Annotated in this window: 17 protein-coding genes; 2 read left to right on the forward strand and 15 right to left on the reverse strand. The window is 68.6% G+C overall.

Features of this window, described 5'->3' with window-relative positions:
• Positions 1-19: 19 nt before the first annotated feature.
• Genes AC1RTA_RS06205 through cobT form a run of 5 tightly spaced genes read right to left on the reverse strand, consistent with a single transcriptional unit; the run spans position 20 to position 4687 of the window.
• Entirely contained in the window at positions 20-1159 is a 1140-nt protein-coding gene (locus tag AC1RTA_RS06205) for a glycosyltransferase family 4 protein (protein ID WP_492784256.1), read from the reverse strand.
• Positions 1156-2259, reverse strand: coding sequence for a putative lipopolysaccharide heptosyltransferase III (gene rfaQ / locus AC1RTA_RS06210; RefSeq protein WP_492784257.1), 1104 nt, complete (start codon positions 2257-2259; stop codon positions 1156-1158). Before rfaQ ends, AC1RTA_RS06205 begins: the two co-directional genes overlap by 4 nt.
• A gap of 31 nt (positions 2260-2290) precedes the next feature.
• Positions 2291-2860: a histidine phosphatase family protein gene (locus AC1RTA_RS06215; RefSeq protein WP_492784258.1), complete on the reverse strand. Its 570-nt coding sequence runs from the start codon at positions 2858-2860 to the stop codon at positions 2291-2293.
• Positions 2845-3621: an adenosylcobinamide-GDP ribazoletransferase gene (locus AC1RTA_RS06220; RefSeq protein WP_492784259.1), complete on the reverse strand. Its 777-nt coding sequence runs from the start codon at positions 3619-3621 to the stop codon at positions 2845-2847. The genes AC1RTA_RS06215 and AC1RTA_RS06220 overlap by 16 nt, the downstream gene beginning before the upstream one ends.
• Positions 3622-3631: 10 nt before the next feature.
• Positions 3632-4687, reverse strand: a complete 1056-nt coding sequence (gene cobT, locus AC1RTA_RS06225) for a nicotinate-nucleotide--dimethylbenzimidazole phosphoribosyltransferase (RefSeq protein ID WP_492784260.1) — start codon at positions 4685-4687, stop codon at positions 3632-3634.
• An 83-nt stretch (positions 4688-4770) separates the two neighbouring features.
• On the opposite strand from cobT, the gene cobU reads away from it, so the two are divergent.
• A complete protein-coding gene (gene cobU / locus AC1RTA_RS06230) occupies positions 4771-5349 on the forward strand; it encodes a bifunctional adenosylcobinamide kinase/adenosylcobinamide-phosphate guanylyltransferase (RefSeq protein WP_492784261.1) in 579 nt (192 codons plus the stop codon).
• Between the two features lie 83 nt (positions 5350-5432).
• The gene (locus tag AC1RTA_RS06235) at positions 5433-5885 is read left to right on the forward strand and encodes a universal stress protein (RefSeq protein ID WP_014235589.1); all 453 of its coding nucleotides are present in this window, start codon (positions 5433-5435) and stop codon (positions 5883-5885) included.
• A 107-nt stretch (positions 5886-5992) separates the two neighbouring features.
• On the opposite strand, the gene AC1RTA_RS06240 is transcribed toward AC1RTA_RS06235, so the two are convergent.
• The 10 genes from AC1RTA_RS06240 to ruvB all read right to left on the reverse strand — a co-directional run bounded on the left by AC1RTA_RS06240 (position 5993) and on the right by ruvB (position 13361).
• Positions 5993-6364, reverse strand: coding sequence for a PilZ domain-containing protein (locus tag AC1RTA_RS06240; RefSeq protein WP_130459843.1), 372 nt, complete (start codon positions 6362-6364; stop codon positions 5993-5995).
• 45 nt (positions 6365-6409) lie between these two features.
• Entirely contained in the window at positions 6410-7057 is a 648-nt protein-coding gene (gene queE, locus AC1RTA_RS06245; protein WP_492784262.1) for a 7-carboxy-7-deazaguanine synthase QueE, read from the reverse strand.
• 116 nt (positions 7058-7173) lie between these two features.
• Positions 7174-7947 (reverse strand): tol-pal system protein YbgF, encoded by a 774-nt coding sequence (gene ybgF, locus AC1RTA_RS06250; RefSeq protein WP_152089992.1) that lies wholly within the window; start codon positions 7945-7947, stop codon positions 7174-7176.
• A gap of 2 nt (positions 7948-7949) precedes the next feature.
• On the reverse strand, positions 7950-8465 hold the full coding sequence (gene pal, locus AC1RTA_RS06255) for a peptidoglycan-associated lipoprotein Pal (protein ID WP_014235593.1): 516 nt from the start codon (positions 8463-8465) through the stop codon (positions 7950-7952).
• Between the two features lie 39 nt (positions 8466-8504).
• Positions 8505-9788 carry a Tol-Pal system beta propeller repeat protein TolB gene (tolB, locus tag AC1RTA_RS06260; protein WP_492784263.1) on the reverse strand — a complete coding sequence of 428 codons (1284 nt, stop codon included), beginning with the start codon at positions 9786-9788 and terminating at the stop codon, positions 8505-8507.
• A gap of 94 nt (positions 9789-9882) precedes the next feature.
• The gene (locus AC1RTA_RS06265; RefSeq protein ID WP_232058783.1) at positions 9883-10683 is read right to left on the reverse strand and encodes an energy transducer TonB; all 801 of its coding nucleotides are present in this window, start codon (positions 10681-10683) and stop codon (positions 9883-9885) included.
• Between the two features lie 26 nt (positions 10684-10709).
• Positions 10710-11108 carry an ExbD/TolR family protein gene (locus tag AC1RTA_RS06270; RefSeq protein ID WP_130459840.1) on the reverse strand — a complete coding sequence of 133 codons (399 nt, stop codon included), beginning with the start codon at positions 11106-11108 and terminating at the stop codon, positions 10710-10712.
• A gap of 12 nt (positions 11109-11120) precedes the next feature.
• Positions 11121-11798: a protein TolQ gene (gene tolQ / locus AC1RTA_RS06275; protein WP_014235597.1), complete on the reverse strand. Its 678-nt coding sequence runs from the start codon at positions 11796-11798 to the stop codon at positions 11121-11123.
• The gene (gene ybgC, locus AC1RTA_RS06280) at positions 11795-12220 is read right to left on the reverse strand and encodes a tol-pal system-associated acyl-CoA thioesterase (RefSeq protein ID WP_492784264.1); all 426 of its coding nucleotides are present in this window, start codon (positions 12218-12220) and stop codon (positions 11795-11797) included. The genes tolQ and ybgC overlap by 4 nt, the downstream gene beginning before the upstream one ends.
• Positions 12221-12278: 58 nt before the next feature.
• Positions 12279-13361 (reverse strand): Holliday junction branch migration DNA helicase RuvB, encoded by a 1083-nt coding sequence (gene ruvB, locus AC1RTA_RS06285; RefSeq protein WP_014235599.1) that lies wholly within the window; start codon positions 13359-13361, stop codon positions 12279-12281.
• Positions 13362-13367 lie beyond the last annotated feature (6 nt).

Below are 13367 nucleotides of genomic sequence, written 5' to 3' on the forward strand. Positions count from 1 at the left end.
CGCGATTATAGCCGCTCGGCTAGGCCAGGCTGCGGTAAAGGGCCACCAGCCGCTCGGCCATGGCGGTGAGGGAGAGGTCCTGCACCGAGGCCCGGGCCGCATCCCGCATGGCGGCGGCCCGGCCCGGTGCGGCCAGGGCTTCCAGGTGGCGGGTGAGCAGGGGCAGGTCGAGGGCGTCGCCCACGTAGCCGTTCTCCCCTTCCCGGATACGGGCGGCGATGCCGCAGCTGCTGCTGGTGATGGTGGGCAGGCCGCAGGCCAGGGCCTCCAGGGCGGCGTTGGGCATAGGGTCGTAGAGGGTGGGCAGGACGAAGGCGTCGGCGGCGCCGTAATAGGGCCGCACATCCTTCTGGGGGCCAGTAAAGACGACCCTTTCGCCGATGCCAAGGCTGTCAGCCAGGCGGGACATGGCTTTCAGGCTGCGGTCCCCGCCGACGACCAGCAGGTGCGCCTCCTGGCTGGCCATGGCGGCGAAGGCCCGCAGCAGGCGGGGAACGCCCTTGCGCTCGAAACCGCCGCCGACGTAGAGAAACAGGGGCGCTTCCGCCGCAATGCCGAGGCGGCCCCGCAGCTCCACCCGGTGGGCGGCGGCCAGGCGGGGGTGGAAATGCTCCAGGTCCACCCCGTTTTCGATCAGCACCAGCTTTTCTTCCGGCACCCCGTAGTAGCGCTGCATCTCTTCTGCCACCAGGCGGGAATTGCAGATCACCCGGGCCAGGGCCGGGTGGGTCAGCATGGCCCGCTCCTGGGCCAGGATGTAGCGGTGGAAGCCGGAGAGCCGGTCCAGCCAGCGGGTCAGGCCGCCCCGGGCCCGGGCCCGGTGCTCCAGCCAGGCGGCATGGACTCCGTCGCCGGCGCGGAAAATGCGGCAGCCGGGAATGCGTTCGTGGCTCTGGGTGATGTCGAAGCCGCCCGCGGCCATGGCCTGCTGGGCGCAGCGGGCGAAGGAGGCATCCCGGGCGGCGCGGCCGCCCCACAGGCGCGAATAGGGCGGATCGCAGGTGATCTGGGCGAAGCCGGCGGCAGGAGCGCCATCCCAGGAGCGGGTGATGAGGGTGACCTGGGCCCCTTCCTGCACCAGGGCCCCCAGGGCCCGCTCGACGAAGCGCTCGGCGCCGCCGTAGGGGTTGTAGCGCTGACGAACGATGGCGATTTTCAAACGGCAGGCTCCGCCAGCAGTTCCCGGGCGGCGGCCAGCACCGTGGCCGGCGGCAGGGAGACCAGGCAGTCGCTGACCTTGCCGCCGCCGCAGCCGTCGATACCGCAGGGGCGGCAGGGATGGTCCTGGCTGACGATGACCCGGGAGGGCACGCCCCAGGGGCCCCATTCCTTGTCGCCGGAAGGGCCGAAGAGGGCCACCACGGGCGTGCCCATGGCGGCGGCGATGTGCATGGGGGCCGAGTCCACGCCGATGAAGAGGCGGGCCCGGCCGGCCAGGGCCGCCAGTTCCTTCAGACTCAGCTGGCCGGAGAGGTCCACCGCGGAACGGGCCAGGCCGGCCTGGATGGCGGCCACCATCTCCCGCTCGGCCGGGTCCGGCGCGGCGGAGATCACCACCGGCCAGCCCTCGGCCTGGAGGCCGTTGATGACGGCAGCCATGGCCTCCGCAGTCCAGCACTTGAAGCGCCAGCGGGAGGCGGGATGCAGATGCACGAAGGGCTTGCCGCCCAGGCCCTGGTCCGCCAGCAGCTGGCCCACCCGGCGCTCCGCTTCCATGCCGGGCACCAGGGACAGGCGCCGCTGATCCAGCGCCGGATAGAGGCCGATGCGGCGCAGGGCGTCCAGGTTGCGTTCCACCGTGTGGCGCAGGGCATTGCCCGGAGCGCCGACGAAATGGGTGAAGCTGTTCTGCCAGAAACCGCCCCGGCCCCTCACCTTGGGCCCCACGGCCCAGCGGGCGCCGACGGCCCGGGCCAGCCAGGCGCCCCGGGGATGGTCGGTGAGGTGGATCACCAGGTCGTAACCGGGATGGCGCAGGGTCTGCAACAGCTGCCATTCGGCCCGCAGGTGGCCCCAGGGGCCAAGCTTCTTCCATTGCCGGTCGATGCAGTGCACGGTGTCGATGGCCGGATGCTGGCTCAGCATCTCCGCCGTGTCCCGGTACACCAGGGCGTCGAGGCGGGCCTGGGGCGCCGCCGCCTTGAGGGCGGCGAAAACCGGCGCCGACAGAAGCACGTCGCCGTGGTGGCGCAACTTGATCACCAGGGCGCGGCGCACCTGGTCGAGGGGAACGGCATCGGGAAGATAGGTTTCGGCCATGGCTCGGGATTTTACCGGCTTCGCAGCCCTTTTAGCGGTTGAGGAAGCGCACCCGGGCGCCCTGGGCATCCAGCTGCACCCGGCTGAGGCCGGCATAGTCGAAATGCAGGCGGAACCAGTCGGCCGGGGCCAGGCCCAGCCAGTGGCCGAAGAGGGCCTTGAGCACGCCGCTGTGGGTCACCGCCACCAGGGCCCGGTCCCCATCCCCGGCCGCGGCCTGTTCCGCCACCCAGGCCAGGGCCCGGGCCTGCAACTGGGCTGCCGTCTCGCCGCCGTGGGGCGCGGCGTTCGCCGTATCCGCCGCCCAGCGGTCCAGCACGCCCGGGTCCTGGCGGTGGATGTCGTCCCAGGCCCGTCCTTCCCAGTGGCCGAAGTGCAGCTCCTGGAGACGGGCGTCCGTCGCCGCTTCCGGGTCGATGGCCCGAGCCAGTTCGAGGCAGCGCCGCAGGGGGCTGGAATGGAGGGATGCAGCCATCGGCAGCAGGGGCCGCAGGCGGGCCGCCGCGACGGCCGCGGGTTCGGCCAGGGCCAGGTCGGTGCTGCCGTAGCAGATGCCCTCGGCCACCAGGGGCCGGGGATGGCGGATCAGGAAAAGGTCCACAGCAGCCCCAGGTAGAAGGCCAGTTCGCTGCCCTGCTGGGTGGCGCCCAGGCAGTCGCCGGTATAGCCCCCCAGGCGCCGCCGCATCAGGCGGCCCAGCCACAGGGTGCAGGCGGCGGCCAGCAGCAGGGCCATGGCCAGGTTGGCCGGAGGCAGATAGAGCGCGAGCAGGGCGACGCCGGCCAGGGCGAAGCACAGGGCCAGGGCCAGTTCGCCGGCCCCCATGCGGGTGGCCAGGGGCTTGGCCTTGGCCAGCTGGTCCTCGCGTACGTAATCCAGGCTTTTCAGCAGCACCGTGGCGCAGCCCCGGGAGACGGCATGGCCGGCCACCAGGGCCGCCGGCAGGGCCGCGGCAGGCAGGGCGAAAAGGGCCAGGAACTTGCCCAGGAGCACCAGGACGATGGCGACGACGCCGTAGCTGCCGACCCGGGAGTCCTTCATGATGGTCAGCACCTGCTCCCGGGTCCAGCCGCCGCCGAAGCCGTCCACCATGTCCGACAGGCCGTCCTCGTGGAAGGCGCCGGTGACGTAGATGGTGGCAGCCATGGCCGCCAGCACGGCAAGGGCCTTGGGCCACACCAGGGCGGCCAGGGCAAAAGCCAGGGCGGCGATGGCACCCACCAGCAGGCCCACCGCCGGGAAATAGCGGGCCGCCCGGTTGAGGCCCTCGCTGGAGTGGCCGACCCAGGCCGGCGCCGGCAGGCGGGTGAAGAAACGCAGGGCGCCGAAGAAGTATTCCAGCTCCCGGCGCAGGCAGCCCATGGCCACGGCCTCAGGCTTCCTTGTCGCTGACGCCGGCCGACTCGAAGCTGGCCATTTCGTTGAGGAAGGCCACGGCGGCCCGCACCAGGGGCAGGGCCAGGGCGGCGCCGGTGCCTTCGCCCAGGCGCAGGCCCAGGTCCAGCAGGGCGGTGGCGCCGAAGTGCTCGAGCTGGGCGCGATGGCCGGGCTCGGCCGAGTTGTGGCAGAAGACGCAGTAGCCCAGCACCTCCGGCTGCAGGCGGGCCGCCACCAGCAGGGCCGAGGTGACGATGAAGCCGTCCACCAGGATCAGCATTTTGGCTTCGGCGGCGGCCAGGAAGGCCCCCACCATCTGGGCGATCTCGAAGCCGCCGAACTGGGCCAGCACCTCCAGGGCATCGTCGCCGCCGCCGGCCTGGCGGTAGCGGGTCATGGCCTGGGCCAGCAGGTTGCGCTTGCGGGAGAGGCCGGCGTCGTCCAGGCCGGTGCCGCGGCCGACGCATTCGGGCAGGCTGGCGCCGGTCAGGCAGTGGGTCATGAGGGAGGCGGCGGCGGTGTTGCCGATGCCCATCTCGCCGAAGCCGATGACGTTGCAGCCCCGGGCGGCGGCGGCCCGCACCGCGGCGGCGCCGGCGGCGATGGCCTCATCCCGCTGGGCGGCGCTCATGGCGGCCCCTTCCAGGTAGTTGGCGGTGCCGGGGCCGATCTTGGCCGACAGCAGCCCTTCCCGGGGAGCGAAATCGTGGGCCACGCCCGCATCCACCACGGTCAGGGCGACGCCGTTGAGGCGGGCGAAGACGTTGATGCCGGCGCCGCCGGCGAGGAAGTTCTCCACCATCTGCCAGGTCACGTCCTGGGGATAGGCGGAAACGCCGGCCTTGGCGGCGCCGTGGTCGCCGGCGAAGACGATCACTTCCGGCTGCCGCACCACCGGCGTCAGGCTCTGCTGGATCAGGCCGATCAGCAGGGCCAGGTTTTCCAGCTGGCCCAGGGCGCCCACGGGCTTGGTCTTGGTATCGATCTTGTGGCGCAGGGCCGGCAGGATGTCGACAGAGGGAGCGGCAATCTGGAAGTCGGGCAGGGACATGGGGCGGCACGCGAGGGGAAGTGAAGCCGGCCATTATACCCGCCGCCCCGAAGCCGCCCCGCCCCTGTGCTACCCTCTCGCCCATGGAAAAAGCCCTGCGCGAACTGATCATCGGCGGCGCCCGCTCCGGCAAGAGCGCCCTGGCCGAACAACGGGCCGCCGCCAGCGGCCTGGAAGTGGTCTACGTGGCCACGGCCCAGTCCCGGGATGGGGAAATGGCCCGCCGCATCGCCCACCACCGGGAGCGCCGTCCCGCCCACTGGGGCCTGCGCGAGGAGCCCCTGGAACTGGCCGCCCTGCTGGCCCGGGAAGCCTCGCCCCAGCGCTGCCTGCTGGTGGATTGCCTGACCCTGTGGCTGTCCAACCTGCTCTTTGCCGGCGAGGCGGCGCGCCAGGCCGAAGCCGGCGAGGCGGTGCACTGCCCCCTGCTGCAGGGCCAGACCCAGGCCCTGGTGGAGCTCCTGCCGACCCTGCCCGGCCACATCATCCTGGTCTCCAACGAGGTGGGCTGGGGCATCGTGCCCATGCACCCGGTCTCCCGCCTCTTCGGCGACGAGCAGGGGCGCCTCAACCAGCGGGTCGGCGCCGCCTGCGAACAGGTCACCCTGGTGGCCGCCGGCCTGCCCCTGAGCCTCAAGGCCCCGCCCGGCAGCGCCGCCTGATTAGGGAAAATCCCCGTTTCGCCGCCCCCCGGGGCCGGTGTATCTTGGCGCCCAACAATCCAACGTCCCGGGGAGATTCACCCATGTACAAGCGCATCCTGGTCGCCATCGACGACAGCTTCATGACCCAGCGGGTCCTGGCCGAGGCGGCCTCCCTGGCCAAGGCCCACGGTGCCGCCCTCTGCATCGCCCACGCCATCGACGAAACCATCCTGGCCCGCTCCAATGTGGAGAGCCTGGCCCCCACCCCCATCGGCGAAGTGGAATCCCAACTGCGCACCGCCGCCCGGGCCTTCCTGGAGAAGGCCGCCGCCACCGCCCGGGCCGCCGGCATCGAGCCCGAACTGAAGGTGGTGGATTCGGAGAAGAAGCACGTTTCCGACATCCTGGCGGACACCGCCGAAGCCTGGAAAGCCGACCTGCTGATCCTGGGCACCCACGGCCGCCGCGGCCTGGAACGCTATTTCGTCGGCAGCGTGGCCGAGCGCGTGGTGCGCCGCGCCTCCTGCTCCATCCTGCTGGTACGGGGCGAGTAAGCGCTCACCCAAGAGCTGCCGCAAAACAAAAAGGCCGGATGCCCGAAAGGGCGTCCGGCCTTTTTTCTTGGCTGGGGAATCTTGGCTGGGAAGAAGTCGGGCGGGGATCAGTCGTGGCTGACCAGGGCCGACAGTTCCCGGTTGAGCAGCTCCGGGTCGCCCAGGTTCAGTTCCACCAGGCGGCGCAGGTGGCTGATGCTGTCCAGGTCGATGGATTCGCAGCGGATGCCCACCGTGTTGTTGTCGCCCACGTGGGCCAGGTGGCCTTCCATGATCACCACCGCATCGCTGTGGTTGAGGGGAATCTCCAGCTTGCAGCCTTCGCCGGAACGGCCCTGCCAGCCCGAGGCCATGGCCACCAACGCCCCTTTGAGAGAGAGGTCGCGGATTTCGCCGATGTGGCGGCCGCCGCTGGCGGTGGTCAGGTAGGCGTTGCTGAGGAAATGGATGCGGCTGAAATGACGGCGTTCCTGGCTCATGGGAGTCTCCTCGCTGGGGCGCCGCCAGGGGTTGGCCGGGCGCCCTTATTTCCCTCGCATGTTACCCCAAAGCAGCTTGTGCAACTGCACCTGCAGGCGCACCGGCAGGCCGTCGGCGAGAATCCAGTCGGCCAGGGTACCCGGCTCCAGGCTGCCCTGCACCGGCGCCATGAGAATGGGGCAGCGGCCGATCAGGCCATGCTGGCGCAACTGGGCCACGGCCCAGTCGTAGTCGGCCCGGTCGGCCAGCACCAGCTTCAGCTCGTCGTGGGGCGTCAGGTGCTCCAGGTTGGACCACAGGTTGCGCTCCACCTCGCCGGAGCCCGGCGCCTTCAGGTCCACGATTTTCGACACCCGGGGATCGACGCCGGAGACATCCAGGGCGCCGCTGGTTTCCAGGGAAACGTCGCAGCCCGCATCGCACAGGGCGGTAAGCAGGGGCAGGCAGTTCTTCTGGGCCAGGGGTTCGCCGCCGCTGACGCAGACCCGCTTGGTGGGGTGACGCGCCACTTCGGCCAGGATCGCCGGCAGGCTCATCAGGGTGCCGCCGGAGAAGGAATAGGCGGTGTCGCACCAGACGCAGCGCAGGGGGCAGCCGGTGAGACGCACGAAGACCGTGGGCAGGCCGGTACGGGAGGTTTCCCCCTGCAGGGAGTAGAAAATTTCGCTGATCTTCAGCGTCGGAGCGGTCATGGGCGGCGGCGGGGAAAAAGGCAATCGGTTGGGCCGGCAAGGCAAAAGGGGCGCTGCAAAAGACAACGGGGAACGTCAGCCGTTCCCCGCATGATCTGCGCCGATCCTGCCGGCGCCTACTTCTTCTTCAGCCGCTGGCGGGCCGATTCGGCGGCCTGGCTGCTGGGGTACTTGGCCACCAGGGTTTCCAGGGTCTTGCGCGCGCCCTTGGCGTCGCCCAGTTCCTGCTGGCAGGTGGCGGCGTTGAGCAGGGCGTCGGAAGCCTTGGGGCTTTCCGGCCACTTGGCCACCAGGGCATTCTGCACCTCGATGGCCTTCTTGCAGTCGCGCTGGGCGAAATGGCTGTTGCCCAGCCAGTACTGGGCCGACGGCGCCAGGGTGCTGGCGGGATGATTCTTGACGAAGGCCTCCAGGGCGCCGGCGGCTTCCTTGTACTTGCCGGCCTTGAACTGGTTGAGGGCCGCTTCGTATTCCTTCGCTTCCTGGGCCGGGTCCGACTTGGCGGGCGCCGGAGCTGCCGCGGCGGCGGGAGCGCCCTCTTCCCCGGCCGGCGGATTGGCGGCGCCGGGAGCGGAGGGACCTTCCAGCTTGCGCAGGCGGGTATCCAGGTCGATGTAGAAATCCTTCTGGCGTTTTTGCGCTGCCTCCAGTTCGTAGGTCAGCACTTCCACCTGGCCGCGCAGCTTGGCCATTTCGGAGCGCATGGACTCGATCTGGTTGGACAGTTCGATCTGGGCCCGGGACGCCGTGTCCAGACGCTCGGTGGTCTGGGCCTTGAGATCGTTGATCTGGCGCCGGGCCTCTTCGTCGTCGAAGAGGCCGGCGTGTGCCGGCCCGGCCACCCAGAGGGCTGCCAGAAGCGCCGCCGAGGGAACGAGCCGGCGCATCATGCTTAGAACTCGCCGCTGTAGAGGATGTCGGCGCGACGGTTTTCGGCGTAAGCAGCCTCGTCGTTGCCTTCAGCCTTCGGCTTTTCTTCGCCCAGGCTCACGGATTCCAGCTGCTCTTCACGCACGCCCAGCAGGGACAGGGCCTTCTTCACGGCGTCGGAACGCTTCTGACCCAGGGCCAGGTTGTACTCGCGGGAGCCGCGTTCGTCGGTGTTGCCCTGGATCAGGATCTTGGTGCCCTTGTTGGCGGCCAGATACTTGGCGTGGGCGGCGACCAGTTCCTTGTACTCGGGCTTGATGTCGAACTTGTCGTAGTCGAAGTACACGCTGCGCTTGTAGAGAACGTTCTTCGGATCGTTGTAGGGCTTCATGCCCACATCGCCGCCGCCGACGCCGGTGGCAGTGGCGCTACGGTTTTCGACGCCGGCGCCGGACTGTTCCGGGGCGGCGGGCTGGCTGCCGCAGCCGGCCAGCACGAAGAGGGAAGCGATGAGAGCGGGAAGAGCCAGTTTGCGCATGTTTCGGTACTCCTAGGGGTAAATGGGTGCTGCGTCGCGTTACTTCAGGTAAGGGCCCCACGCCGGTTCGCGAACATCGCCGGCGGAGACGGAAAGGCGCTGCTTGACCCGACCATCGGACGAAACAGCGGAAAGGACGCCCCGCCCGCCCATTTCCGTGGCGAACAGGATCATGCGGCCATTGGAAGCGAAGCTGGGGGATTCATCCTTGTGGGAATCGGTGAGGATCTGCACCTGCTTGCTCGCCAGGTCCATGATGGCCAGCTGGAAGCGGCCACCGTTGCGGGAGATGAAGGCCATGCTGCGGCCATCCGGCGAGAGGCGGGGGGAAACGTTGTAGGAGCCGTCGAAGGTGACGCGCTGGGCCGCACCGCCGCCAACGGAAACCCGGTAGATCTGGGGCGCGCCGCCCCGGTCGGAGGTGAAGTAGATGCTTTCGCCATCGGGCGAGAACTGGGGTTCGGTGTCGATGGAGGAGGAACTCATCAGGCGCTGGGCACCGGAGCCGTCCGCATTGACCAGATAGATCTGGGAGCCGCCGTCCTTGGACAGGGTCACCGCCAGGCGGCGGCCGTCCGGGGCCCAGGCGGGCGCCGAGTTGGAGCCCTTGAAGTTGGCCACCACGGTGCGCCGGCCGGTGGCCAGGGTATGCACGTACACCACCGGCTTCTTGTTCTCGAAGGAGACGTAGGCCAGGCGGCCGCCATCGGGCGACCAGGCGGGGGAAATGATGGGTTCCTTGGAAACCAGGGCCGGCTGGGCATTCTGGCCGTCGGCATCGGCGATCTGCAGTTCGTAGCGGCCGGCCTGCTTGACCACGTAGGCGATGCGGGTGGAGAAGTAGCCCTTTTCGCCGATCAGTTTCTCGTAGATGTAGTCGGCGATGCGGTGGCCGGCGGCGCGCAGCATGTTGGGGGTGGTGACGAAGGCGACGCCGCCCAGGGAGGCCTGCTTGGAAACGTCGTAGAGGCGGAAACGGGCTTCGAACTTGCCGCCGGCATCGGCCACCAGGCTGCCGCCGACGAAGGCGTCGGCGCCCTTGTTCTTCCAGGCGCCGAAATCCACATTGTCGTTTTCGCTGATGGGGGTCGGGCCCGGCTCCACCAGACGGAACAGGCCGGAACGCTCCAGATCGGCGCGGATGACCGAGGTCAGGGCCCGGGAGTAGCCCGGTTCGCCGGCAAAGTCGGCGATGGCGATGGGCAGGCGGTGGGCGCCGGCACCGGTGATTTCAATGGCAAGCTGGGCGTGGGCGCCCCCCAGGGCGGCAAGCAGGGACAAGCCGAGCAGAACCCGGGCAAAATAGCGCGCAATCACGGTCATTGAAGAAACCTGGGCCGGAAAAAGGTCCGATTATACCCAAAGCCCCCGACGCTGCCGCGTAACGAAAGGTAACGTAAGGGGGAATGACAAAGAATCAGGGGGAGCAGCCGGAAGTCCCTTCCTGGGGACAGAAGGTCAGCTCCAGCTCCCGGTGGAAAGCCGACTTATCGTCGGGCAGGGGCAGGGGCGAAGACTTCATGATGGCCCGTTCGACGGCGCTGTCGTAGGCCGGCACTCCGCTGGAACGTGTCATGCGGGCGCTGATGATCTCGCCGCTGGGCAGCTGGGTCACCAGGAACTTGGCCGTGGGATTGCCGCTGACGCTGACGAAGCCCAGGTTGCCCCGCACCTTGGCGCGGATCTTGTCCACGTAGGAAGCCAGGCCCTTGCTGCGGGAAGAGGCGGCGGCAGCCTCCTTGCCGGCGGCCTGCTGCATGTTCATTTCCCGGCTCAACTGCTCCTTCAGGGCCTGCTCACGCTGGCGCTGCTTGAGGTCCCGCTGGTCCCGTTCCAGTTCCTTCTGCCAGTCGGGAGTCTCGGGCTTCTTCTCCTCCTTCTTGGGTTCGGGTTTCGGCTCTTCCTTTTTCGGCTCCGGCTTTTTCTTCTCTTCCTTGAGCACGATGTCGGGCTTGGGCGCCGGCTTCGGGTCCGGTTTCACCTCGGGCTTGGGTTCGGGCTTCGGCTCCGGTTTGGGCACGGGTTTCGGTTCCGGAGGCGGCGGGGGAGGCTTGTAGGCGCCCTGGGGCACATCGCTCCACAGCTCGACCTCCACCGCCTCGTGCTTGGTCTGCCAGCGGATGCCGAAGAAGAGGAAGATGGCCAGCAGCAGGTGCACCAGGATCGCCAGGATCAGGGCCTTGCGCTTGCCCGGCTCCGCCCGCCGTTCGAAGGGCATGTCCGTTCCGGCTTTCATCGGGGAACTCACTTGCGCACGGTCTCCAGGCCGACCCGCTTGATGTTCTGCAGCTTGATCTGGTCCAGGACCTCGAGCACGGCGTCGTAGCGGGCGGCCTTGTCGCCCACCACCAGCACCGGCAGTTCCGGGTTGGCTTCCAGCTCGGTGGCCAGCAGGTCATTGAGCTGGCGGCGGTCGATGGATTTTTCCTTGCCCCGGGCATCCTGCACGGCAATGCTGCCGTCGGCCTTGACCATGACCCGGTAGGGATTTTCCGGCACGGCGGAGGACTTGCCGGTGGAGGGCAGGTCCACCGAGCCGGTCTGCATCATGGGCGTGGCCACCATGAAGATGACCAGCAGCACCAGCATGACGTCGATGTAGGGAACGACGTTGATTTCGTTTTTAAGGCGACGCGGACGCATGGCTCCGGCCCCTTAACGCATCTGCCGCTGCAGGATGTTGGAGAACTCTTCCATGAAGCTCTCGAAGCGGGTGGAGAGGCGGTCGATGTCGTGAGCGAAGCGGTTGTAGGCCAGCACCGCGGGGATGGCGGCAAAGAGGCCGATGGCCGTGGCCACCAGGGCTTCGGCAATACCGGGAGCGACGGAAGCCAGGGTCGCCTGGCCCACGTTGGAGAGGCCGCGGAAGGCATGCATGATGCCCCACACGGTGCCGAAGAGGCCGATGTAGGGGGAAACGGAGCCGACGGAGGCGAGGAAGGCCAGGTGGGATTCCAGGTCGTCGATCTCCCGCTGGTAGGTGGCGCGCATGGCGCGGCGGGAGCCGTCCACCACGTCCTTGGCTTCCAGGTTCTTCTGGTTGCGAAGCTTGGTGAATTCCCGGAAGCCGGCCTCGAACACCCGCTCCATGGCGCCGGTGTCGTGGCGCTGCTCGACGGCGTTCTGGTAGAGGCGGTTGAGGTCGCCGCCGCTCCAGAAATCCCGCTCGAACTGCTCGGTCTGGTTGCGCGCATTCTTCACCGCATAGAGCTTGCGGAAGATGTAGTACCAGGACATGAAGGAGACGCCGGCCAGCAGGGCCATGACGACCTGGACGACGGCGCTGGCCTGGGTGATGAGGGAAAGGATGGAAAGGTCTTGGGTGACGTTCATTGCAGGGCTTCCAGTTTCTCGCGCAGGAATTCGGGAATGGGGGTGGTTTTCATGGCGTCCAGCTTGACGCAAACGATCTGGACGATACCGCTCACCAGGTCGTCGTCGCTGCCGTGGCGACGGGCGAACTGGCGGAAGGTGATCTGGGCGCGGCCGAGCTTTTCCACGGCCAGGCCGATGGTCAGCAGGTCGTCGAGCCGGGCCGGCCGCAGGTAGTCGCAACTGACGGAACGGACGACGAAGGCGACGCCCTGCTCCGCCAGCAGGTCCACCTGGTGATGGCCGATGCTGCGCAGCCATTCGGTGCGGCAGCGCTCGAAAAAGCGCAGGTAGTTGGCGTAGTAGACCACGCCGCCCGCATCCGTGTCCTCGTAATAGACGCGGACCGGAATGGTGAAGGCGTGGTCAGCAGGATGGCTCATGGGCGTAATTCTAGGCGGCTCGGGGCCTGGGGACGATGACAGTCTGTAACAGCCGTCCTCATTGCTCCTTGGGGGACCACAGGTCGGGCGTGGCGGCCGGGGTGCCGGGCGCCTCCAGCCCCAGGTGGCGGTAGATGGCCGGGGTGGCGATGCGGCCCCGGGGGGTGCGCTGCAGGTAGCCCTGCTGGATCAGGTAGGGTTCCAGCACGTCCTCGATGGTGTCCCGGGCCTCGCCGATGGCGGCGGCCAGGTTGTCCACGCCTACCGGACCGCCGGCGAACTTGTCGATCACGGCAGAGAGCAGCTTGCGGTCCATCAGGTCCAGGCCGCCGTGGTCCACGTCCAGCATGGAAAGGGCGGCGTCGGCCACCTCCCGGGTGATGATGCCGTCGGCCTTGACCTCGGCGTAGTCCCGCACCCGGCGCAGCAGGCGGTTGGCGATGCGAGGCGTGCCGCGGGAGCGGCGGGCGATTTCCAGGGCCCCTTCCGGCTCGATGGCCACGTTGAGCAGCTGGGCCGAGCGGGTGACGATGTGGGTCAGTTCCTGGGCGTTGTAGAACTCCAGCCGGGCGACGATGCCGAAGCGGTCCCGCAGGGGGTTGGTCAGCATGCCGGCCCGGGTGGTGGCGCCCACCAGGGTGAAGGGCGGCAGGTCCAGCTTCACCGAGCGGGCCGCCGGGCCCTCGCCGATCATGATGTCGATCTGGAAATCCTCCAGGGCCGGGTAGAGGATTTCCTCCACCACCGGACTGAGACGGTGGATTTCGTCGATGAACAGCACGTCGTGCGGTTCCAGGTTGGTCAGGATGGCGGCCAGGTCGCCGGCCCGCTCCAGCACCGGCCCCGAGGTCTGGCGCAGGTTCACCCCCATCTCGGCGGCCACGATGTGGGCCAGGGTGGTCTTGCCCAGGCCCGGCGGGCCGAACAGCAGGACATGGTCGAGAGCCTCGCTGCGCCGCTTGGCGGCGTGGATGAAGATGGAGAGCTGCTCCCGGATCTTGGCCTGACCGACGTAATCCGCCAGGCGCTTGGGCCGCAGGGCGCGCTCGATGGCTTCCTCCTGGGCCGACTTGCTCTCGGCGCCGATGAGACGGCCGGCGTCGGCGTCGAAGGAGGAATCAAAGGAATCGGTTTCGATCATGGAAAG

The sequence above is a fragment of the Azospira sp. MPR-E4 genome, assembly GCF_058809645.1.